The organism is Hymenobacter seoulensis (genome assembly GCF_054780535.1).
Genome location: NZ_BAAGWD010000010.1, coordinates 74,851 through 96,867, shown reverse-complemented (window position 1 = coordinate 96,867; position 22,017 = coordinate 74,851). Strand labels below are relative to the sequence as shown.

Annotated in this window: 21 protein-coding genes; 9 read left to right on the top strand and 12 right to left on the bottom strand. The window is 59.9% G+C overall.

The window, feature by feature from the left end; all coding sequences use genetic code 11:
• Positions 1–441: 441 nt before the first annotated feature.
• The 3 genes from ACYVHC_RS21515 to ACYVHC_RS21505 form a co-directional block, all read right to left on the bottom strand.
• Positions 442–2,787: a glycoside hydrolase family 20 protein gene (locus ACYVHC_RS21515; RefSeq protein ID WP_460615797.1), complete on the bottom strand. Its 2,346-nt coding sequence runs from the start codon at positions 2,785–2,787 to the stop codon at positions 442–444.
• A gap of 175 nt (positions 2,788–2,962) precedes the next feature.
• Positions 2,963–3,685, bottom strand: a complete 723-nt coding sequence (locus tag ACYVHC_RS21510; RefSeq protein ID WP_460615796.1) for a copper homeostasis protein CutC — start codon at positions 3,683–3,685, stop codon at positions 2,963–2,965.
• Entirely contained in the window at positions 3,682–4,710 is a 1,029-nt protein-coding gene (locus ACYVHC_RS21505) for a N(4)-(beta-N-acetylglucosaminyl)-L-asparaginase (protein WP_460615795.1), read from the bottom strand. Before ACYVHC_RS21505 ends, ACYVHC_RS21510 begins: the two co-directional genes overlap by 4 nt.
• Before the next feature lie 304 nt (positions 4,711–5,014).
• Between ACYVHC_RS21505 and ACYVHC_RS21500 the strand changes: the two genes are divergently transcribed.
• On the top strand, positions 5,015–5,926 hold the full coding sequence (locus ACYVHC_RS21500) for a glycoside hydrolase family 125 protein (protein WP_460615794.1): 912 nt from the start codon (positions 5,015–5,017) through the stop codon (positions 5,924–5,926).
• On the top strand, positions 5,926–6,330 hold the full coding sequence (locus tag ACYVHC_RS21495; protein ID WP_460615793.1) for a glycoside hydrolase family 125 protein: 405 nt from the start codon (positions 5,926–5,928) through the stop codon (positions 6,328–6,330). Before ACYVHC_RS21500 ends, ACYVHC_RS21495 begins: the two co-directional genes overlap by 1 nt.
• Positions 6,331–6,499: 169 nt before the next feature.
• Here the strand turns inward: ACYVHC_RS21495 and ACYVHC_RS21490 are convergent, their stop codons facing one another.
• Positions 6,500–7,075 (bottom strand): hypothetical protein, encoded by a 576-nt coding sequence (locus ACYVHC_RS21490; RefSeq protein ID WP_460615792.1) that lies wholly within the window; start codon positions 7,073–7,075, stop codon positions 6,500–6,502.
• Positions 7,076–8,357: 1,282 nt separating this feature from the next.
• On the opposite strand from ACYVHC_RS21490, the gene ACYVHC_RS21485 reads away from it, so the two are divergent.
• A complete protein-coding gene (locus tag ACYVHC_RS21485) occupies positions 8,358–8,828 on the top strand; it encodes a DinB family protein (protein WP_460615791.1) in 471 nt (156 codons plus the stop codon).
• 308 nt (positions 8,829–9,136) lie between these two features.
• Here ACYVHC_RS21485 and ACYVHC_RS21480 read toward each other — a convergent pair whose 3' ends face one another.
• The 5 genes from ACYVHC_RS21480 to ACYVHC_RS21460 form a co-directional block, all read right to left on the bottom strand.
• Entirely contained in the window at positions 9,137–9,901 is a 765-nt protein-coding gene (locus ACYVHC_RS21480) for a hypothetical protein (RefSeq protein WP_460615790.1), read from the bottom strand.
• Between the two features lie 11 nt (positions 9,902–9,912).
• Positions 9,913–10,947: a hypothetical protein gene (locus ACYVHC_RS21475; protein WP_460615789.1), complete on the bottom strand. Its 1,035-nt coding sequence runs from the start codon at positions 10,945–10,947 to the stop codon at positions 9,913–9,915.
• Between the two features lie 82 nt (positions 10,948–11,029).
• Positions 11,030–12,526, bottom strand: coding sequence for a helix-hairpin-helix domain-containing protein (locus tag ACYVHC_RS21470; RefSeq protein WP_460615788.1), 1,497 nt, complete (start codon positions 12,524–12,526; stop codon positions 11,030–11,032).
• 126 nt (positions 12,527–12,652) lie between these two features.
• Positions 12,653–14,059 (bottom strand): PP2C family serine/threonine-protein phosphatase, encoded by a 1,407-nt coding sequence (locus ACYVHC_RS21465; protein ID WP_460615787.1) that lies wholly within the window; start codon positions 14,057–14,059, stop codon positions 12,653–12,655.
• Between the two features lie 199 nt (positions 14,060–14,258).
• Positions 14,259–14,897 (bottom strand): vWA domain-containing protein, encoded by a 639-nt coding sequence (locus tag ACYVHC_RS21460; RefSeq protein ID WP_460615786.1) that lies wholly within the window; start codon positions 14,895–14,897, stop codon positions 14,259–14,261.
• 937 nt (positions 14,898–15,834) lie between these two features.
• Between ACYVHC_RS21460 and ACYVHC_RS21455 the strand changes: the two genes are divergently transcribed.
• The gene (locus ACYVHC_RS21455) at positions 15,835–16,470 is read left to right on the top strand and encodes a GrpB family protein (protein ID WP_460615785.1); all 636 of its coding nucleotides are present in this window, start codon (positions 15,835–15,837) and stop codon (positions 16,468–16,470) included.
• A 73-nt stretch (positions 16,471–16,543) separates the two neighbouring features.
• Here ACYVHC_RS21455 and ACYVHC_RS21450 read toward each other — a convergent pair whose 3' ends face one another.
• Positions 16,544–16,732: a hypothetical protein gene (locus tag ACYVHC_RS21450; RefSeq protein ID WP_460615784.1), complete on the bottom strand. Its 189-nt coding sequence runs from the start codon at positions 16,730–16,732 to the stop codon at positions 16,544–16,546.
• Positions 16,733–17,103: 371 nt separating this feature from the next.
• Between ACYVHC_RS21450 and ACYVHC_RS21445 the strand changes: the two genes are divergently transcribed.
• The 5 genes from ACYVHC_RS21445 (at position 17,104) to ACYVHC_RS21425 (ending at position 20,872) form a co-directional block, all read left to right on the top strand.
• Entirely contained in the window at positions 17,104–17,391 is a 288-nt protein-coding gene (locus tag ACYVHC_RS21445) for a hypothetical protein (protein WP_460615783.1), read from the top strand.
• A gap of 82 nt (positions 17,392–17,473) precedes the next feature.
• Positions 17,474–18,586, top strand: coding sequence for a PAS domain-containing sensor histidine kinase (locus ACYVHC_RS21440; RefSeq protein ID WP_460615782.1), 1,113 nt, complete (start codon positions 17,474–17,476; stop codon positions 18,584–18,586).
• A 288-nt stretch (positions 18,587–18,874) separates the two neighbouring features.
• Positions 18,875–19,390, top strand: a complete 516-nt coding sequence (locus ACYVHC_RS21435; RefSeq protein ID WP_460615781.1) for an LVIVD repeat-containing protein — start codon at positions 18,875–18,877, stop codon at positions 19,388–19,390.
• Between the two features lie 19 nt (positions 19,391–19,409).
• A complete protein-coding gene (locus tag ACYVHC_RS21430) occupies positions 19,410–20,183 on the top strand; it encodes an LVIVD repeat-containing protein (protein WP_460615780.1) in 774 nt (257 codons plus the stop codon).
• Positions 20,184–20,224: 41 nt separating this feature from the next.
• Entirely contained in the window at positions 20,225–20,872 is a 648-nt protein-coding gene (locus tag ACYVHC_RS21425) for a hypothetical protein (RefSeq protein WP_460615779.1), read from the top strand.
• A 206-nt stretch (positions 20,873–21,078) separates the two neighbouring features.
• On the opposite strand, the gene ACYVHC_RS21420 is transcribed toward ACYVHC_RS21425, so the two are convergent.
• Positions 21,079–21,366, bottom strand: coding sequence for a hypothetical protein (locus tag ACYVHC_RS21420; RefSeq protein ID WP_460615778.1), 288 nt, complete (start codon positions 21,364–21,366; stop codon positions 21,079–21,081).
• Between the two features lie 85 nt (positions 21,367–21,451).
• On the bottom strand, positions 21,452–21,769 hold the full coding sequence (locus ACYVHC_RS21415; RefSeq protein WP_460615777.1) for a hypothetical protein: 318 nt from the start codon (positions 21,767–21,769) through the stop codon (positions 21,452–21,454).
• Positions 21,770–22,017 lie beyond the last annotated feature (248 nt).

The window sequence follows — 22,017 nt, the reverse complement described above, 5'->3', positions numbered from 1 at the left end:
AAACTGCCGATCTCGTGTTACTCGATGCGAATCCATTGCTGGACATAACCAATGTCACGCAGATCAGCGGGGTTATGGTTCGCGGGCGGTGGTTTTCTAAAAAGGAAATAGACGAGAAATTGTCGGCGATAAAAATGAAATACAAGAACTGACAACGCAGGCGTAATCACCCGCACGATTCATTTGTTAGCGCGTGTTCGGGAACTCAGACCCGATGGAGCGATAGGGTAATGTTGAAGTAATGCCGTTAGTTCTTCGCGTAGGCTGAAGTAGGCTTAGTCGGCGGTTGTGCCCATCTTGCGGGCCATTTTGCGCAAGGCACCAATCCGCCGTGGCAAACTCCAGGCCCTTGGAAACGCTATCCGTCTCCCCGTTGGCGGGATAAAGCTCTGCGCTTTCACGGCTTTCCGCCGAAAGGGTTCAGCCAACCTCCGGCGCCCGCTACTGAACCACAATTTCGTCGGCAAACAGCCAGGTATCGGGCGTGGCGGCGCCGGGAGCCTGGGCATTTTTGGCCGTCACCCGGACAAACCGAGCCTTGATTTTCTTTAGATCGGCCTGCACTTCGCTGATGCTGGGCTTATTCGGGGCCGGTGGGGCCGTTACCGGGGCCGCGTACACCGTTTGGTACTTTTTCCCATTTTTCGACACCGCAATCTCCACGCGGGCGGGCAACTGAATCCCGGAGCCCACGGCCCGCAGGAAGGTGGTTTTTACGGTGCGAATGTCGGTGGCCTGCCGCAGATCCAGGGTAGCAACCAGGTCGGTGCCGTAGTAGCCCAGCCACTGCCCGTCGGCGTGGTTAACGGATCCCCGCTGCCCGTCCACCAGCGTGAGGGGTCCGGCGCCGGGGTAGCTCTGGTGGGGCTCGGAAGCCAGCGTTACAGGGTTGGCAAAGGCCTGGTGCCGGAGCAGCTCTCGGGTCGTGACTTTGCCCATCCGCTGGCCAGCTTCAAACGAGGCGGCTTTGATAAGGGCCGAGGTGGCTACGGTGAACGGCTGGGTGTAGACCGGCGAGCTGGCCGTGGGCGCCGACCCATCGAGGGTGTAGACAATTTTGGGACCGGCCGCGTCCATGTGCAGGGTCACGGTGGTGGTGCGCCGGACGGGGTCGAGGGTCAGCTGGGAACGGACGTTGAAGGCAGAGCGGGAGTAGGTGGCCCCCCAGGCTTCGTAGCGGCGGTACTGCTGCTGCATGCGCTGCTGGAAATCGGGCCAGTTGCGCTGACGGGCGGGCGTCCAGAGCACTTCGGCCAGCGCCGCCAGGCGCGGAAACGCCATGTACTCCACCTGCTGCTCCGAGGGAATATACTCGGTCCAGATGTTAGCCTGCCCGCCCAGGATGTACTGCTGCTCGGCGGGGGTCAGCTCCCGGGGCGTGGGCTCGAAGGTGTAGACTTTGGACAGGGGCAGGTAGCCGCCGAACGACAACGGCTCCAGGCTGGCCTCGCCTTGGGCGTGGTCGAAGTAGGCGTGGGAGCCGGGGGCCATGACCACGTTATGCTGCTGGCGGGCGGCGGTAATGCCCCCGGCCTGCCCGCGCCAGGACATCACCGCCGCGTTGGGGGCCAGGCCGCCCTCCAGAATTTCGTCCCAGCCAATGATGCGCTTGCCCCGGGAGTTAACGAATTTCTCCATGCGCTGCACGAAATAACTTTGCAGCTCGTGCTCGTCCTTCAGCCCTTCGGCCTGCATGCGGGCCTGGCACTTGGGGCAGCTGTGCCAGCGGGTTTTAGGGGCTTCATCGCCGCCAATGTGCACGATTGGGCCCGGAAACAGGGGCAGCACCTCCGTCAGCACGTCCTGCAGGAAAGTAAACGTCTGCTCGTTGCCGGCGCAGAAAATATCATCAAACACGCCCCAGAGCCGCTCTACCTTAAACGGCCCGCCCGTGCACGAGAACTCCGGATACGCCGCCAGGGCGGCGACGGCGTGGCCGGGCATCTCAATTTCCGGCACCACCGTGATGTAGCGGTCCCGGGCATACTGCACAACCTCCTTGATCTGCTCCTGGGTGTAGAAGCCGCCGTAGCGGAGGGTATCAAACTGGTGGGGCTGGTCGCTGAAGTGGCCGATGAGCGTGCCTGCGCGCCAGCCGCCCACGGAAGTCAGCCGGGGGTATTTCTTGATTTCGATGCGCCAGCCCTGGTCGTCAGTGAGGTGCCAGTGGAAGGTGTTCATCTTGTGCCGGGCCAGGTAGTCGATGTACTTCTTGACAAACTCGACTTTAAAGAAGTGGCGACTTACATCCAAGTGCATGCCGCGCCACCGGTACCGGGGCTGGTCCGTTATGACCACTGCCGGCAGGCGGAGGGCCGTCGCCGGGCGCTGGGTGGGCAGCAGCTGCCGGATGGTTTGCAGGCCCCGGAAAACGCCCTGGGCTTGGGTAGCGGCCAGTATCACCTGGGCAGGCTGCACGCTGAGCGTGTAGCCTTCAGCCCCCAGCGTATCGGGGGAGGTGCGCAAGGTCAGGTAGATGCCCCCCGGGCTTTGCGTGCCCGGCCGCGCCGCCAGCACCGGCGGCGCGGCGCCCCCGGCTTGCTGTAGGTCCTGACTTAGGGCCTGCCCGATGCGGCGCAGTTCCTCGTTGCTGGGGTCCACGTAAATTTTAGTTGCTGGCGTAAGAGCAAAGCTTCCGCTCCCGGGCGTAAGCTGCACCGGCTGAGGAATGAGGGATAGGGCACTGGGGCTTAGGGCGGCGGACTGGGCCGCCGCCGGGGAACCGCCCAGCCCCCCCGCCCGGCTTAGCAGCAGAACGGCAAACAACATCCAGATTTTCTTGCTCACAGGAAAGGCACAGTAGGAAGCGTGGAAAGTAGTTCGGGCATTATCGGGCGGTATTGGCTTCCGGGCTGCGGTAGCCGGCAAGGGCGCCGTTTCGATCAGGCAAGATATCGCCAGCCGCCCGAAACCGACCCGTCGCGCACGCCCTTATCGGCGGGTCAACGCAGGCCCCCGCTCATTATAGGGAATTCAAGGCCGCCACCAATTCCTGTACCATTGTCACATCGGTTTCCCAGCGGGGCGCATCAAATTCCCCGGCGCCGCCCGCCGGCCGCTCCACCCGTTGGGTTTTGGCGCTGGCATGAAACTCCTGGGCGCCCGTCTGCCGGGCCAAGGCCTGAATAGTGTCGGGCGTGATGCCCGCGCCCGGCATGATGCGGATGCGCCCGGCGGCCTGCTGCACCAGGGCGGACAGCTGCGGTTGTCCGGCCGGCGCAGTCGGCTGACCGCCGGAGGTAAGGATGCGCTGGCAACCCAGGCTGATAATTTCTTCCAGGGCCCGGGCCGGATCCGGACACGCATCAAAGGCGCGGTGAAAGGTGACCGGCAGGGGGCCGGCGGCCGCCAGCAGGGGGCGGCAGGCGGTTAGATCCGGGTGGCCCGCCGCAGTGAGGACCCCGAGGACCACGCCCGCGCAACCCAGTTCCCGGCAGTGCCGGATGTCGGACGCCATGATGGCCAGTTCCGTAGCATCGTAGCGGAAATGTCCGGGCCGCGGCCGAATCAACGCGAACACGGGAAGGGTAAGTTGCGCCAGCACCTGCTGCAGGGAGCCGTGCGAGGGCGTCGTGCCGCCCTGCGCCAGGTTCTGACATAACTCAATGCGGTCCGCCCCGCCGGCCTGCGCGGCTAGGGCCGACTGCACAGACCCCGCGCAGATTTCCAGAACCCGCGTCCTCATTGCAGCAGGTAGGCGCTCTGAATAAGCTGCTGCTGGTTCCGGGCGTCGCACACGGCGTAGCTGAAGCCTTTCTGCAGGGCAAAGGTGCCGTGCTGGCCCTGGTTGTTGACCGCGATAAAGCAGACCTGAATGTCGCGGGCTTTGGCCCCTTTGATTTTGGCAATGCGTTCCACGGCAGCTTTGCAGGCGGCTTGGGGGGAAAGCCCCTGGCGCATCAGCTCCACCACGGTGTGCGAGCCGGCAATCCGAATAACGTCCTCGCCCTGGCCGGTAGCGGCGGCCGCGCCCACGGCATTATCCACGTACAAACCCGACCCGATCAAAGGGGAGTCCCCGAGCCGGCCGCGCATCTTGAAGCCCATGCCGCTGGTAGTGCAGCTGCCGCTCAGGTTGCCCTGCGCATCCTGGGCCAGCATGGCGATGGTATCGTGGTTGTTGGCCCCTCCCACCGGACCCGTGGGTTTCTTCAGCCGGCCGGAGTTTTCAATGTTGACCACCGGCTGGTACTGGCTGGTTTTAAGCCATTCCCGATAGGCTTTCTCGGCGTCGGGGCTAAGCTGCTGGGGTTCCAGCGGAAAACCCTGGGCCAGGGCAAACTGCTGGGCCCCCTCCCCCACCAGCATCACGTGCGGCGTGTGCTCCATGATGCGCCGGGCCACGCTGATGGGGTGCTTGATGCGCTCCAGCGCCGCCACGCTGCCGCAGTTAAACTTATCGTCCATGATGCAGGCATCCAGGGTCACGATTCCTTCCCGGTCGGGGTTACCCCCCAGCCCTACGCAGCAGTTCTGGGAGCTTTCGGTTACCATCACGCCGGCTTCCACCGCATCCAGGGCGCGCCCCCCCTGGCGGAGCACCTTCCAGGCACCCAGATTGGCTTCCAGGCCGGTATCCCAGGTTGAAATTACCAGCGGCTGGCCCTTGACGGCCAGCGGGGCCAGGCGGGCGGCTTCGAGGGAGCGGCCCGCGGTGAGCAGGGCCAGCCCGGCGGAAGAGGAAGTCAGAAACTTTCGGCGAGTAGTCATGAAAAGAAAGCCAGGGTGTAAGCTCCCAAAGAAACTGATTTTCCGAATGCCCTGCGCATCGGGCAGCAGCGAGGGCTTGCAGCGGGCGGGGGCGACAAGGCCCGGGGTTCCGGCCCTGGTTATTGGGCGCGGCGCCGTGCTGGCCGCGTGCTGCTGCCGGCGGCGACGGATTTTTCGGCCGTAAGGGCAAACTAGCCTCTCAGCTGCGGGCATTTTTTTACTTTTTTACCAGGGGCTTCCCTACTCTTCCCGCATGCATCGCCGAGCTTTCGCTTAAAATTTTTCCCTGCTGACCGCCAGCGTATTGCTCCCGCCCTATTGCTTTGCGGAAGCGGGGCCGGCCTTGCCCGTGGTGCGGCCCGCCGCCGCTAAGCGGCGCTTTCGCAGCCGGTCAGTGGAGGCGGCCATTGCCGAGTTCAGGAAGAAGGTGAAAGATCCGGAGCTGGGCTGGCTGTTCGAGAACTGCTTTCCGAGCACCCTGGATACCCCCTTCACGCACACCCTGCGCCAGGGCCGGCCCGATACCTACGTTATCACCGGCGACATTGATGCCATGTGGCTGCGTGACTCCTCGGCGCAGGTGTGGCCCTACCTCAATTTTGTCGGCCAGGACCCGGCCCTGCGCCAGCTGCTAGCGGGGGTAATTAACCGCCAGACCCGCTGCATTCTCAAGGGCCCCTACGCCAACGCCTTTTACGACGACGATACCAAGGTGGGGGAATGGAAATCGGACCTGACCAGGATGCAGGGCGGCGTGCACGAGCGGAAGTGGGAGATCGACTCGCTGTGCTACCCCATTCGCCTGGCGTACTTCTACTGGCAGAAAACCCAGGACGCGCACCCTTTCGACGCGCAGTGGCAGCAGGCCATCCGCACGACCCTGCAAACCTTTCGGGAGCAGCAGCGCAAGACCAGCCCCGGCCCCTACCAGTTCAAGCGGGTAACCGCCACTGCCACGGATACCCAGCCGATGAAGGGGTACGGCTACCCGGTGCTGCCGGTGGGCCTGATCTGCTCGGCGTTCCGGCCCAGCGACGATGCGACCCTGTACTCGTTTCATATTTCCAGCAACTTTTTTGCGGTGGTGAGCCTGCGCCTGGCCAGCGAAATGATAACCGCCCTGGCAAACGAAGTAGAAGCCGCCCTACGCCAGCACGCCATAGTGCCCCCCGGCACGGGCGCATCTACGCCTACGAAGTCGATGGCCAGGTGCTGATGGACGATGCCACCATCCCGAGCCTGCTGTCCCTGCCCTACCTGGGGGCCGTGCCCCTGACTGACCCGGTCTACCAGAATACCCGCCGGTTTCTGGTTTCCTCCGATAACCCGTTTTTTTATCGGGGCAAAGCGGCGGAAGGAATCGGCGGCCCGCACGTGGGCCAGGAAATGATCTGGCCCCTGGCCATCGTCATGCGCGGCCTGACCAGCACTAGCGACGCAGAAATCCGCGCCTGCCTTCCGAGTATAAAGGCCACACCCGCTGGGACCGGCTACCTGCACGAATCCTTCCATAAGGACGATGCCAGTAACTTTTCCCGGTCCTGGTTTGCTTGGGCCAATACCATCTTCGGCGAGTTTCTGTGGCAGGTGTACCAGCAGAAACCGCAGCTCCTGGCCTGAGTATGGCCGCGGCCGCCCGCAGCGCGGGCCCGCCCCTGATCCTCGTTGCGAAAGCAGTGCCCTTGGGTGAAAAAGCGAAAAGCTCGCCGGGCATCGCCGGGCCGCAAACTGGTTGCTCTTGCCTGGCAGGGGTCACGCGCCGCACCACCCGCCCCAGGGTTGAATTTTCTTATTTGGGAAACACCAGCGAAACGGCCAGCCCCAAGGAGTTCGCGGATACGTCTTCGCCCGTTTCTGCTTGGTAGTTTAGGGCCGTGTACGTGACGGCTATCCATTTGTAGCCCAGTTCCACTCGGGGGCCGATTAAGCTTTTAAAATCCAGGTCGGAGACAAATCCGTCCCCCTTGAATTTTACGTTTTGATGCGAGGTGATGCCCAGCCCTAATCGGAAATCCTCCTTTATTTTCAGGGAGGGCATTACGTTAATTGGTATTCTGGTCAGCCGGATATTGGCATTGTCGGCGGCGGTTGTGTTGTATTTAATTCCAATGGATGTGCGGAGCATTAAATTTTTGATTTTCGAAAATTCTAATTGCCCCCCAACAGCCACGAAACCACCCTGCCCCGCTCGTATTGTTTGATCGCCGCCGTTCGTAAAAAATACTTTAAGAATCTCATCGCCCCCGTATTCAATACCGCCTTCCACCAGAAATTTAGCTTGCAAGGGCGATTCCACGGCTTGCGAAAATGCGTTGGTTGAAAGAAGAAAAAGGCTCAGCAAAAAAACAAAAATTACTTTTTTCATGGGGATACCAGGGGCGAACACAAGAGACAAAAAGTGGCAGGTAATGGTAGCGCAAACATAGAGGAAGCTGCCCTCCGTACGCAAGCAACCGGCGAACAATTTTCCGACTGAAAGCAGTGGGGCACAATGTCACTTTACCAATGGATACGTTTGGCCCAGGGATCTTTTGCGCCGGGTAGTACGGCCGAGCCCAGTGAATTACACGTGGTCGCCCCTCTTGGGCGTGCATTCAAACTCGTGCTGGATATATACAGCTGCTGCACCTACTGCATGTTTACACGGGTAAAGGCATTCCTAACTTGCTTGGGGCACGAAACGGCACGCCACAGATAAACAAAGCAGTAGATGAAACTCGGGAGTTCGCTAGACCCGAGCCAGCAACATAAAATAAAATAAACCGAAGTCTGCAAACTTAGCCTGCGCATTCTGTTTGCCGGAAAAATCACATTGTATATTAAGCCATCTCGAACCCGTATTGCCAAAACAGTCGGGGCCGTATCGGCTCGTTTTGTGTTGGATGACGCGTTTCCGTTTCTAGTTGGATTACTGCTGACTTTACTTTTTCCCTTGGCTTGCTGAGCGCTGCCCGGCCGAGTTCGATTCAGGGGCTGTCCCCCTTGCAGGCGTTCATTCAGCAGCCTGTTGACAGCACGGTCTTGTCCCAGCGCAATTCAGGTTGGAATGACTTACTTTTTCAGGCTGGGTTAATTACCGGGTAAAACAAGAGCGAAAACCAGCGAATAATAGCAGGAGTGGGTTCCCAACCGACACCCGCTGACTAAGAAGAGTCTCCCGTTCAGGGTGGCGCAAGTAGTTGCGCCACGTGTTTCGCCGTGGCCACTAAAACCACGGCGCCCGATGTCCGTCCGGCGGTTAATCTCACCGGTACTCAGACCAGCCCCACTACGTAGGTCAAGAAAGCAGGCGCTCCCCCTAGCTGCCCCACCCCCGGCGTAGTCCAGGCACGCGCAGCCGTATTCCACTTGGGTGGAACGGCGGGGTCAGGCGAACAAACCAGGCCAACATCAGGTGCAAATTGCGCGGGTTGGAAACGGGAAGCCGGCAGGATAAACCAACGGCATGTAGGTGGCCCTGCATACGGTAGGCGGTACGGACAAGCCTACTAGTGCGCTGCCAACCGAAAAGCTATCGGTGCTGACTACTAGCTCTGTGCGGCGGCAGGCTGTGTCCAGTAAGCTGTTTTATAGATAAGCTGGGCGGCTTATCTTGTCTGCTTAAGCCGCCACGTAGGTGACCTGCGTAGGTACATAAAGGAATAACCATGAAAAGCAGTGAGGAACTAGCCAATCGTTTCCAGGAGGTCATTTTCTCCGGCACCTGGGTAGCCAACACCAATTATCGCCAGGAACTAACGGGACTGTCCTGGGAGACGGCTACTACCCCCCTCCCTGGGGTGAACACTATTGCCGCGCTGGTGCAGCACCTGCACTACTACCTTACGGGGGTGACGCCCGTCCTCACTGGGGGCAGCCTTACCATTAAAGATCAGTTTAGCTTTGATTTTTCGCCGATTCGCTCCCAGGAGCACTGGGAACAGGTGCTGGCAACCTTTTTCCAGGATGCCGAGAAATTTTCATCGGGAGTCAGAAACCTGCCCGAAGCCCGGCTGCAGGAAGTGTTTGGGGAGGAAAAATACGGAACCTACCAACGAAACATAGAGGCCATGATTGAACACAGCTACTACCACCTTGGCCAGATCGTGCTCATAAAAAAATTAGTAAACCGCATCTAACCGCTGCCGCAGGGTGCGCGGTACCTGCTGGTGAAGATTACAACCACTACCACAAGCCATTTCCCCTGGCTTACTGCTAGCTGCCTTCGGATCCGGCCGCCCTGGAATGCCAGCTGCTCTGCGATCACTGGGACCAGGGTTGCTTCGCCGAGCAGGCAACCCGATCACTGCTCATAACCTTAAACCCGGGTTGCGCTGGGCCAAGGCTGCAAATTGCAGAAGTTGCTCTCTCCTAATATTTCACCTTCGCCTGCAGTAGTACCCCGCTTCGTCGACTTCTTCCGGTAAGGTACTGGCTACTTAAAGAGTTAGAAGTGTTGCGCTATTTTCTGGAGTTCGGTTTGAATTTCCTTTTGCTTTTTTTCGCCAGCTAATAGAAAGGAGTTCTTCGTGGTGTTCATCTTATCCTTGGTAAGGGTAATCTCCTGGGTAATCTGGTTGATTTCAGCTTTTAGGACGGTTAAGCGCTGGGTAAGCGCCTGCAGTTCCTGGGCCTTCTGCTGAATCAGATCCTCCTTGGGCCGCACCTGTTGCTGGTACTGCTGGGCGTGGGCGCTCTGAAAAGCATTTAGATCCCGCCCAATCAGGTTAAGGTATTCCTGGCCGGTGGAAAGCAGCTTTTCCTTGGTGAGGCCGGTGCTTTTTAGCACGTTGTAAGCGGTCTGGTACTTAATGGCTTCGTCCTGGATGTCGTCAATGTCGAGTTTGCTGTCCACAAATTCCTTGTAGTCAGGCCCCTGAAATAAGGGATTGCGGGCATTCGCCTCATCAATCAGCCGTTCAAAATACTGTTCGTGCTCGGGCAGGGGTTCCGTGATGGTGCCTGCGGCCGAGTAAGTGGGCAGATTATCCGGAATCGGGATGGGGGTGGCCGGGCCATTGATCAGCGGATGCTGGGCGTTCTCGGGGGGCGCGGGTGCTGCTGGGGGCAAAAAGGAAGGCGTGACCGGCGCCGCCACGGGGGGCGCCGTAACGGGTGGCGCCACCGCGGGAGGATTTGGTGGCGCCGGTTTTTGCGTGGAATCGTCCTCAAACTCCACGAACGGCGTCAACAACTGCTTTAAGAAACTCATGGCAAGAGAACTTATTGGTTGAGGCTAAGCAAAAACCCGATGGTAAAGTTGGCATCCCAGTCAAACACAAAGGTGTCCGTGCCGGTCCCCTCGGCCAACCCCTTGTAGATGGTTAAGCCCGAGGCCATTTTCTTGTCGGCGGCCTTGTAGCTGGCGGGCTCCTTCAAGACGGTGTATCTTTCTTCTCCTCTGCGGTGCTGCTTGGCCAGGGTGAAGGGCACTCCCCCCAGGATGAAGCCTACGTTACGCTTGTTGGCCGGTATTTTAGCCGCTAACGCTTTCACCTGGTTGTAGACCTGCTCATCGGCGGTTCCTTTTTCGTAGTATTTGGCGCCCGGCAGCTCAACGGATTGCAGGCGCCCATTCTCCTGCCAGGAGATCTTGGTGTTGCCGGATCCAATATCCACCAGGAAAGAGTTATCGGCGAAGGCAGCCGGCACGGTGGCACTAAAGCCCAGCTTGCCTTCCTGCTCGGCGGTTACGTTGTTGACCACATACCCCATCTTCTTTAGCTCGTTGCTGATAATGGCGGTTTTAGGTTCTTTCTGGGCCCCCGAGGAAATCACGAAGTGCATGTTTCTGTTGGCCACGCCTTTGTCAAACATGGCGGACAGGTACTTTTTAAGCCCGGCTCGGATGTCTTCGGTGGTGGCCAGGCCTTCGTAGGCCAGGGACTCGCCAAAATCCTTGGAGACAATCTCCCAGCGTTTCTGGCGGTCCATGTTGATAACAAAGGAGTTAAAGCCCGTGGCCCCCACTTCCACTACCCCCCGCAGCGTACCATTTTCCGGTTTCTCGGGCGCGTAGCTAAACTCCCGGGCTTCCTCGGTAGTGCCGGCCGCTGGGGCCGTAGGGGGGGGCGTTGCGGCAGCCGGCACTTCCGCGGAAGCCTCCCGGGGCCGGTTGTTGCCGGGTATGGTGGGCGAGGTAGTAGCGGAGGCAGCGCTGTCACTGGGCCCGCCTGACAAATGAGGACGGAGGGCGAAGTAGCCCAGCACCCCCATGATCAATAAAACAACAATAATTCCTAGCGGCTTGATTCTCATCGGGGTAAGGGTTAGTAAGTTTTAAGAATAGTGTTCCTCTCAACTGCTCGGCTCATTCTGGCTGGCGGGGGCCGGCGGGGCGCTACGTATTGGCCATGGTGATCACCACCACCCGGCCGCCCTCTTCCTTGGAAAGCAAAAGCTTCTTGCCGTCGGTCAGATCGACCATGGTGTTCACGGGTATGTCTTTGTCTTCGGTCAGGTCTTTCAGGGAGGTGAGCGTTTGATTGACCAATACCCACTTGTTGTGGTGGAAAGTGAAATACCCCACCGGGGTCTTTTGCTCGGCCGTCAGTTTTTCATTTCGGATTACGTGCCGGTTTACGTGCCACTGGAACAGGTACTGGTTGTGGTAAACCATGAGGCGGTGGTTTTCCGGGCGCCAGACCGTGGGCTTAAACTCAAAGTACAGGTCCAGCACGGGCAGGGTGCCTTTTACCGGCGTGCCGCAAAACGGGCACTTGGGCGACGTGGTATTGTCAAACACAAACCACTTCTGCTGGCACCTGGGGTTGCTGCAGGGCTGCATCAGATCGGTGGTTTTGAGCAGGGCCTGCTCCCACTGGTCGGCGTTCGGCCGCTGGTTAGGATCGTGCAGGCCGGCAACAAAGGCCTGATCAAATAGGGCCTTTAGGTAGGGGCCGGTAATGGCGTAGGGCAGCTTGGCAACATCCGCCCAGGGCAGCGTCCACTTCGAGACCTGATCCAGTTTAGGCCGGTTGGAGTGGTCGGTCGGGTGCTCAATAAACAAGGCCTTTTCCCCCATGGACAGCAGGTCGTCCTGTTCCGTATCCAGGGAGTTAACCTTCCCGCCCTTCAGCGGATGCCGGTAGAGCAGGTACAGGTAAATCATGACCGGCAGGGCGTGCAGGTCGGTGGTACGGTTGGCGTGCTTGCGGTTGGGGTCGCGCAGCTCCAGGTGCTTGGTGGCCAGGACTTCCGGGGCAATAAAATCGGCCGTGCCGATAACATCTGGGGGGTATAGCCCCGGTACTACCAGCCCGTCAATGTCAATGATGGTGGCGGATTTTCTGACCGGGTCAATTAAAACGTTTTTGTAAGATAAGTCGGAATGGGACAGCCCGGCGGCGTGCAGGCGTTTTACACCCCGGGCAATTTTGACGCAGATCTGGAAATAGCTCAGCCAGGTGCCTAACTCGCTTTCATCCAGGCGCAAGGCAAACTGAGGGTTACGAAACTTGGCCGAGGCAAACCACAAGCCTTGTTTCTCTTTGCCTTTAATGCCGTCGCTGGTGGCGTAGCCTTTCTCGAAAAAGAAGTTTTTGTTATAAGTAGGCACAATCAAGCCTACTTTCCCGTCGGTGGTTTCCACCAGGTCGGTCGGCCAGCAGTACAGCTCCTGGTAGTACTGGCCACCTTCCCGGTTGAAGAAGCTATCGTAATACTGGGTTACAAGCTTACGCAGCCGTTCGCGGGAATTGTAATCCTGCTTGTCGCGGTAAAAAGCGACCACGTACGATCGGTCGGGCCCGAAATACACGTCCTTCATGCCACCCCGCATGGGCTCACCGTTATCCACGTACTGGTAGGTTTTACCCGGCGTGGTAAGGGACGGCACCGACCTCACGGTTCGGGCCGGTGTATTAAGAAAGTTGCTGCTAGTGCTTTGGCTCACAGGTTCAGGTCTATAGTAAAGGAAGGGCTCTGTTTCCGGGGCGAGGGCGGGGCAGGGTCACGCCGCGAGCTAGAACACGATGGCCAGGGTTCGGTCGTCGTGGTTGCCGGGGCTCCAGAAATCCATCCAGTGGGAGAGTTGCGCTGCAATGTCGGGGTTGGTGGTGCTCAGTTCTACCGCGGCCTTGTCTTCATTCTGGCCCTGTAAATCCGCCAGAAACTCTTGCCACTTGGCCACGTCAGGCAGGCTGGCCTCCACCACGAACTTGGGGTCATAAATGCCGTCCGACATCATGATCAGGTACGAAAAGTCGTCGATCAGTTTAAACCCAAACCGGGTAGCGAACTTTTCATTCTGGAAGATCTCGGGCATGGTGATAAACCGGGTGCCGCCCCCGAATTCACCCACGTCGATCCAGTTCATGAGCGTCACCTCGGACACGTCTGAGCTAAGCACGGCAATGGGGCAATCGCCGACCCCAAAGGACAGTATGGCGTAGCCCACGTCGTACTTTTTAAACAGGGTGAAGATGAGCGTACTGCTTAAATCTTTCAAGGTGAGCTCTTGCGCCTTGGCGAAGCTTTCCAGTTGCTTGTGCACCTGAAAAGCCGCTTTGCCCAGGTTGTTGTACACGCAACGGTTCAGGCTTTTCAGGGTGTCCTCCCCGGTTTGGCTGGCGTGCTGCTCCACCAAGACGTCAAACTCGGCCATGCTTTCCACGGACGCGGAATCCAGAAAATGGTTGACCACGCCGGCGCAGGCCAGCGCCGACCCTTTCCGGGCTAGTTTCGCACTGCCGGCTCCATCCGACACCACGACCACATTCCAGCCGTTGGGCAGCTCCTTGAAGGCGAAGTCATCTTCCCGGAAGGAGCCCACGTTGGCGTGGGAGCGCCCGCGTTTGGAGGACACCAGCAGGTGCCGGTCGCCCAGGGGTGCAAACAAGGTGACATCGTCTTCCTTCCAGTAGGGATCGTTCCGGTCGCTTTCCAGGTTTTTCCAGAGGCCTTTCGGATCCGGGTTGATGATAAGCGAAATGTCTTTTTGGTGGAAGGAAGCGTCCTCCGCCTGCCCTTCCACTTTAAAGAAAACCGCAAACTTCAGGTCCCCGCTTTGGGTGGGAACCCCGGTAATCTGGTTGTTTTCGGCGCTATACGTCAGTCCCAGTGCCTCCAGGCCTTCGATGCGGAAGGCGATCAGGTCAGTCCAGCCATACTGCTCGAAGTCAAAGGGAGCGGCATAAGGTTTACCCACGGTAGCGTTTGGAATGCGGATGGGCTGCTGCACGATTTCAGCTATTCTTTCCTCGGTTTTCCAGTTAGCCATGAGTTGATCCTGATTTTTTCTGAGTTGGTGAAGAATGGCAAGGCTCTGCTCCTGCTGTAAAAAGCGGTCGAACAACTTCATCCGGTGCTCGGGAATGAGAATGCCGTTGCTTTTGAAAAGATCAGTCACCAGTTGTTTTGCATCGGCCATTCCTGCTGTTGGGCTTACTGTGTTAAACTCGTTTTTAAGGATGCTCCCTCCTCGTCTCCCGGGATGCCGCTTCCGGTAATCCGGCAGCTTGATGGTGCCGGATTGCCTTGCGGGGCGCGGTCTGCTACTGGCGAAAACAAGGAAGAGGCTGATGAAGAATTCCTCCAGCCTCTTCCTTGCCCAGGGAGGTGCCCCTTGCTTACGTAACTATATTCAGTTCAGCAGGCGGCGGCGGCAGCTCTCCCATCCCGCTTACTTCCTGGCCCCCATCTTCCACTTTGGTTGAGGAAACGCCAATGGAGGCACTCACCCAGGAAAAGAACTTGGCGATGCTCTGGCTGTCGGCCGTGTCAAGGCTGACAACATTTTCCGTGATCTGCTTTAGTAACGCCGAGTCGGCGGCGCTGCCAGCGGCGCAGGCCACGGTAAAGGCAGTTTTACGCTTTCGGAATTCTTCCAGGCCCAGCTGCCAGTCATCGGTGGGAATTCCATCCGTCATGATAAACACCAGGGGTTTCCAGTCGCCCTTGTGTTCGGCCGTGGTTTTGGTAACCTCATTGTCCATGCAGGTGGAAACCAGCTTAAGGGCCTCGCCCAGGCTGGTAGTTCCGGTGGCTCTGATGTCCACCATCTGAAATGAGGCCAAATCGGTTAACGGCACCACTTGCTTGGCCTCACTATCAAAAGTGATGATGCTGATGAAGGCAGTCTCAATCGCCTGCGGATTCTGCCGCAGCGAACTGATCATGACCTGAACACCATTTTTAACTGCTTCAATTGGTTCGCCGGTCATGGAACCAGAGGTGTCCAATAACAAATAGACGGGTAGTCTCCTCATCGTTTTAGGCTTTGGAAAGTTTTGTGGGGGATAAACGCTGTACTTGTTGAGGGCGGGCGCAAGCTTAAATCAACTGCTCTTTCTCCGGGAGGAAATGGCTTTTACCTAGGCTTTACAAAAAACTCACGGGTGAAACAGCTATCCAACGCTATTCTCAGATCGTCAGAGCTGACAGGTTTAACGCAGGCCTGGGGGCAAGGTTGGGGAGCTGACCCGACTGACCCAGCGCCGGGATAATCGCTCTTTCCTCCGGCAGCAGACCACTTGCCGGGGCCAGGGACTGCCCGCACGGCCACTGGCCTTCCCCGTCCAGCCGATTCGTAGCGCTGGGCGCTGGGTGCTGGCCGCCCCCGCCGGCCAGGAGGGTGCGGATCCGACGAGCTGGTCGCCGTGATTCGAGCTGCCTGACCCGGGGTGGTGCGCCCCTGGGCTCTCGAAGGCCACTTCGCGGGTAAAACGAATATGGCAAAGGAACGCTGGAAGCCGGGCCAACCGGATTTCAGCCTAGTACGCCAGCTCAGTACGCTTCCTTCCGGGCAGCCCAGGCCAGGGTGTCGTGCAGCCATTTGGTGTAAAACATCCTGCTGCCCCGATCAATAGTGCCGGTCAGGGCCCCCAGGCGCGCTCGGGCCGCGGCTACGCACAGGGCGATCTTCGGGGCCGTTAAGGCGGAGGGAGCGGCCAGCACCCAGCGCCCAGGAGGCAGACCAGCGCCCTTGCTTCAATGGCACTTAGTTTCCTCATGAAGAACTTGAAGGGTAGGACTACTGCTGTTAGAATATACGGCAAGCATGCTACCAAACCGAATAAGTGGCCTCCGTAGCCACCCGTCCCACCAGGATTTGCTAGTTGAGCGGCGCGCAGCGTGCCAGAGATTTGCTTGCGCGCAATCAGGCCATAAGTATCTTCGGGCCAGAGTCTAGCAGTTGATCCTGGCATGTCTAAGTCTCCCCCTTTTGCCTTATCCCGGCCGGTGGTTCTGCTGCCCTACCAACCCCGCTGGGCCGCGGAGTATACCATTCTGGCCCGGCAGCTCACGGCGCTGGCCGGGAGCCTGCTGCTGCGCCTGGATCACATCGGCTCCACGGCGGTGCCGGGCCTGGCGGCCAAGGACGTGCTGGACGTGCAGCTTACCGTGGCCGACCTCTCGCAAACGCAGGCTTTAACCCACCAGCTTACCCAGGCGGGGTTTCAGCTCCGGCCCGGGTACGTCTACGACGAATTTGCCGACCTGCCCGAGGACTCCCCCCAGCTGCGCAAGCAATACCTGCGCGAACCACCGGGGGAGCGGCGCGTGCACCTGCACCTGCGCGAGGCCGGACGGTTTAACACCCGCTTTGCCCTGCTGCTGCGGGACTATTTGCGGGCCCAGCCCGCTGCCCGCCAGGCGTACGGGCTGCTGAAGCAGCGGGCAGCCGCGGTGTTTCCCCGCAGCATCGCGGGCTACCTCTACCTGAAGGAGCCGGTTTTTTACTTGCTCTATCAGGCCGCTACGGCTTGGGCCGAGCAAACGAACTGGCAGCTCCCCGGCGCTACTCTCCCAACTGGCGGGCAGGGACCGGTGCCTTGTTAAACAGCCCTGGTAAAGCAGCCGTACGGAAAGCGAAAACACCGGTAGGCTCGTGCTGCCGCAGCGGTGACCTTACCTACATAAAGTCATTCCAAAAGCCGAGACCCGCACGAATCCTATCCCGATGCTTGCGCTGCCGCTTAAGCCACAGCTGCTTCCAATCGGGCGGAAGACTTATCCACCACTGCGTGAACTCTTCAACACTGGCAAAATCTTCGCGGGCCTGCTGGCGAATGCTTTCCTTGTCTACTGCAGAATTATTCATTGCAAAAAACTATCCCTGAGAAACTACCCGTGAGAAACCACCTCTCGGTGGGGCCGGAGAGCTTAACCAGTTGCATCCATCCAACAGTTCCACACCCCCTGCTTCCTGGGCGTACCCGGTACGTTTGTGGTGTATGTGCTTTCGCGCGCCCTACTTCCCGGAAAAGGCACTGGTGCTGGGGAATAGTGGACCGGCAGCATGGGGAAAGGCCTGCCGGTGGGCTTTTCGGCCCTGGGTTTACGGAGTGCCGCCAAAGCTTAATTCAGCAGAGGGGAGGCGCGCGGGCTCCTGCTGCACATCGCGTAAGCCTGCCCCTAATCCGGGAGATGGCGGCACTTCAACCGAGGAGCTTTGGCACGCGTAACAGGGGCATGAAATCGCCAGCACCTCTTTCCCTCGCCGAGCAGGTCGTAGTAGTTGAGCTCGCGTACTGGCGGCAGTACGCCTACTGTCACCCCTGCCAGGAGGACGTGCGCACCTGGCAGCGCCGTCAAGGCCTTTTCAAGTTGCTTGATCGCCCACTGGGCGAGTCGTTTGAGCGGCATGTGCTGGAGCGGAACGGGTTTTCCCTGCATCGCTTCATGGCTATTCACCTAAGCCCGGAAGCCTGGGCGTACTGGTTTGCCCAGGGTGGGGTCCACTTCTGCTTTCGCCGGTAGCGGCCGGGCCGCTTCCAAACCCGTGCGCCCTCCGTCCTTTCCTTGCCGCGCTCGTATACCCGGGGTACTGTCTTCTGTCCCCATGTCGCAAGCGCCTTCCCTCCCCCCCGACCAGTACGCGCACAGCCAGGCCCGCTTTCGGACCGTGTTTGAAAACGCACCCCTGGGCCAGAAAATCATCACCTCCGACCTAAGCATCCGCCAGGTCAACCAGGCGGTGGTAGCCATGCTCGGCGTTGGGGGCCCCGAGGCGCTGATCGGCCACAAAATTATCGAGTTTGCCCACCCCGACCACCGCGCCGACTGGCAGGAGCTTCAGCGGCGCCTCTGGGAGCACAAGCTGCCGGCGTTCTCGCTGGAAACGTGCCTGGTGCGCGCCGATGGCTCCTCCTTCTGGTGTCAGGTGCATTCCGTGCTCATTCCCGATGAGGACGGGGAGCTGGGCTATACCATCCTGGAGGATATTTCCGGGCGTAAGCACCTGGAAGCCACCCTTAGGCGCCTCTACGACGCCCAGGAAACCATTCTGCAGCTGGCCACCCACGATTTGAAGGGACCGATCGCCCATATCGAGTTGCTCACCGATTTGCTGCAGCGCGAGCTGGCCAGCCGCAGCGGGCAAGCCCCACCCCCGCCGGAAATGGTGCACTATCTGTCTCTCATCCAACAATCCTGCGCCCACGCCCACGGCCTGCTCGAGGATGTGCTTTATGTTGGAGACCTGGATAAGAACGGACTGCAAAAACGGGCGACGGACCTGCCGGCCTACCTGAGCGCCCACCTGGACAAGCATCGGCTGGCATCCCAGGCAAAGGGTATCACCCTGGCCTTGGATTTGCCGGCGGAGTCCCTGCAGGCCCCCCTGCACCCGGAAAAATTTGGGCGGGTGCTGGACAATCTGCTCGGCAACGCCCTGAAGTTTACGCCGGCCGGGGGTCGGATCACGCTGGGCCTGCGGGAGCAGGACGGCAGAGCGTTGCTCACGGTGCAGGATACGGGCATTGGCATTCCCAGCAAGCTGCACGGCAACCTGTTTGACAAGTTTAACCCCACCCGCCGCGCGGGCCTGCAGGGGGAAACCACCACCGGCCTGGGCCTGTTCATCGCCAAGCAAATTGTCGAGCTCCACGGTGGGGCCATCTGGCTGGAAAGCCGCGAGCAGGAGGGCACCACCTTTTTTATAGAGCTGCCTTAAGTTAGTCTCATCCGGTTTGAGGTGCCCGCCGGCTTAAGAACCATTGCAGCCTAAGCTCGTGGCCGGCGGCCGCCAGAGGAGGGGGCGGAGGTAGAAAAACTACCTGAACGATGCTGATCGTCGCCGGGCCCGGGCACTAGGAGCTCTGCTGCCCCTTAGGGGCAACGGGGACAGGCGACCAGATGTGTTTTTTCAGGGCCGGGCTGGCGGCGACTTCCTGGCAACGGGATGCAACCTTTCGGCTATAGCCAGGGCTCCTGACCATAGCGCCTCTGCTACCCTGCTGCTATGCATAAATTCTACGCTACCCTGCTGCTGGCTACCCTGCTGCTGAGCCTCTCGGCCTGCCCCATTATAGACCCGGTTGAGCGAATACCCCTGCCCCGCTACAAGCCCCTGCTCATGGCCCGCCCGCAGCTGGAGCAGGCCGTGGCCGTGCTGCCCCCGCAGCCCCTGCACAATACGGGCAAAATCTACCTCCACGACCCCTACCTCTTTATTAACGAGCGGTACGAGGGCATCCATATCATCAACAACGAAAACCCGGCTCACCCCCAGCCGGTGGCCTTTTTGCGGATTCCGGGCAACGTGGATGTGGCCATGAAGGGCGCGCTGCTGTACGCCGACAGTGGCCCCGACTTGCTTACGTTTGATTTGTCCAACCCACCGGCCGCTCGCCTACTGCACCGGCTCAGAGAGGCCATCCCGGAGCTGGCCATGCCTGAAAACGGCGACATTCCGGTGGAGTACCAGCCCCAAAACCGCCCGGCCGACGCCGTCGTGGTTGGCTGGCAGAAACTATAGCCTCTAGCCGCTTGGCCCTATGCCTTTACTTTCAACGTTTCTTGCCCGGGCGGTAGCCGCCGCCCTGCTGGCCCTCGGCCTGGGCGCCTGCAGTGCCAATGGCGACGCCAGCCCCGCCAGCGCCGACCTGGCCGCCGCGGATGGGAAAGGCGGGTCCCTGGCCCGCTTTACGGTGCTGAACCAGACCCTCTACGTGGTTGATAACCAGAGCCTGCGTCTGTTTAACTTAAGCACGCCCGCCGCCCCGACCCGCGGGGGGGTGGTACCCCTCGGGTTGGGCATTGAAACCATCTACCCGCGCCCGCCCTACCTGTTTCTGGGTACCCAGCGCGGCATGTATATTTTTGATGCTTCCGTGCCCGCCCAGCCCCAGCAGGTGGCTTTTTATGAGCACGTGATGAGTTGCGACCCGGTCGTGGTGGACGAGCGGTATGCCTACGTGACCCTGCGTGACGGCCGCTCCTGCGGGGGCGGGCCCAACCAGCTGCAAGTTATTGACCTTACCACGCTCAGCCAGCCGCGCCTGGCCCGCACCTACCCCATGCAGCACCCGCTGGGGCTGGGAGTAGACAGCACCCTGCTGTTTGTTTGCGACAAAGACCAGCTGAAAGTATTCGACACCCAAAACACCCCCGAACTGAAGCCCCTGCAAACCTTCGACGTGAACGTATCGGACATTATCCCGCACCGCGGCCAGCTGCTGGCAATCGGACCCGGTGGGCTCTACCAGTACCGGTACCGCAAGGGGGTACTCACGCCCCTGAGCAAACTGCCGATTACGCCAAGCAAGTGATGCGCCCGGGTGTAGTTACTTGCGGGCTCCTTGGGTGGGGCGTGGCTTGCGCCGGCCTGGCCGAGGCTCAGGCCCAGCCTCCGGTGCCGCCCGGGCGCCCTACTGTCGCGCGGCCCCGTACGGTGATGGTTGATCTGGTACCGATGCTGGCGAGCGGCTACCAGGTAAGCGTCGAAAAGCGGTGGGGCCCGGCGCGTCGGCAGGCCCTCGTCCTTACCCCTCAGCTCTACTACGGCACCGTGCAGGAAATCAGCTCGGCTGTAAGCGAGGGCCGCCCGCAGGTGCGGGGCTATGGCCTGGCCCTGCAGCACCGTATGTACCTGCCGGAGATGACGCCAGCCCTGGAAGGCTTGTACCTGGGGTACGGCCCCCAGTATCAGCACTTCCAGCTGGAATTTCAGGCGCCCAGCTGGCAGTCCGAAGTGGCCGCGAATGGCTTAGCCTACTACGAATACCGGGTGCGGCCCCAGCAGCAAACCGTAGACCGGTATGGCCTTAGCGCCGTCGTGGGCAACCAGTTTTTTCTGCCCGACCTGCCGGTGTTCCTGGATCTGTACCTTGGTCTGGGCCTGCGCACCTCCCGTTCCCGGGCCACGCTCCCCGGCAACCATTACGATAGGGGCATGAGTGACTACGGGGCAAGTGGCTTTTACTTGCCGGTCGGCTTTCGGGTGGGCGTCGCGTGGTAAGGCCGGGAGGGATGCTCCCGCTCCCCGGCTTCCGGTACGACGGCTACCCAGGAGCGAAAGCTTCCCTTTCATGCTGCTCGGCTAAGCCGCGCTTCGGCCCGGACCCGACCCAGCTACCAGGCAGCCCTCCCTGGTCAAAAAGCTAGCGTCCTAAGACTACAGTTACCGCGGGCCCGCGTCATTAGTACGCGCACCAGAGGATCTTTTTATTCCCCTACCCGACCGGGGTCAAGCTTGGCGCCTGGTCCGGGCTTGGAGGCCTTGACAAAGATCATCGTGCTGATGGCGGCGGCCCCGCTTGAGGTTCCGGGAATAGTGGATTGCAGCACGTATCCCTGCTGGTGAAGCCGGGAAAAGATGGCATAGTAGCCGCGCACGGACTGAATGGCGGCTACGTCATCGGTGCCCCCTTCAAACTCAACCACCTCGGGTTTATCCGGCCCCCGCATCATCACTACTCGCACGGTGCCGCTGCGCTCAAACACCCGCACCACCACGACCGCCGGATCCTCTCCGGCCGCCCGGGTGCACTGGTCAGCAGCAGGCTGCTGACCAGATAAACCAGCTTTCTCATGGTGGTCAGGGCTTGGGGGCCCGGACGAACAGCAGAGTGGAAGCAGTGGGGACTGAGTCCAGGCGCTCCTGCAAGACGTAGCCTTCCCCGAGCAGCTTTTTGATGGTGGTGTAATAGGCCTCGTTCACGTCCGACAAGTACTTATCCGACCCAAAGCGCGTCCTGAATTCCGTGATTTCAGTTTTGCCCTCCCCGCGGGTAATGGCCACCTTGCGCGCGGCAGTATTGATATGCACCACGACAATATCGGGCTCGGTCTGCGCCAGCACCGGGCAGGTACTGCACAGCAGCAAGAAGCCCAGAACATAGAAAAGCTTTTTCATATATGTAGCGAATATGGTGAAAACGATATGGAGCCAATTCTGTGCCGCATTGTTCAGCACCTGCTTAACTCGACCAGACTTTCTGTCCCAGCAGTTTGCGCCCCCCTATCTATGGTCTAATTTAGGGGGCCGCCTGAGCTACAGCCCTTATTACCGGGCACCGCCTGTACCCTGCTCCCAGCACCCACCTTGACTTTTACTAACGCTCCATGCTGGCTGCTTTGCTAGCCGTCCAGGAATTATCGGGG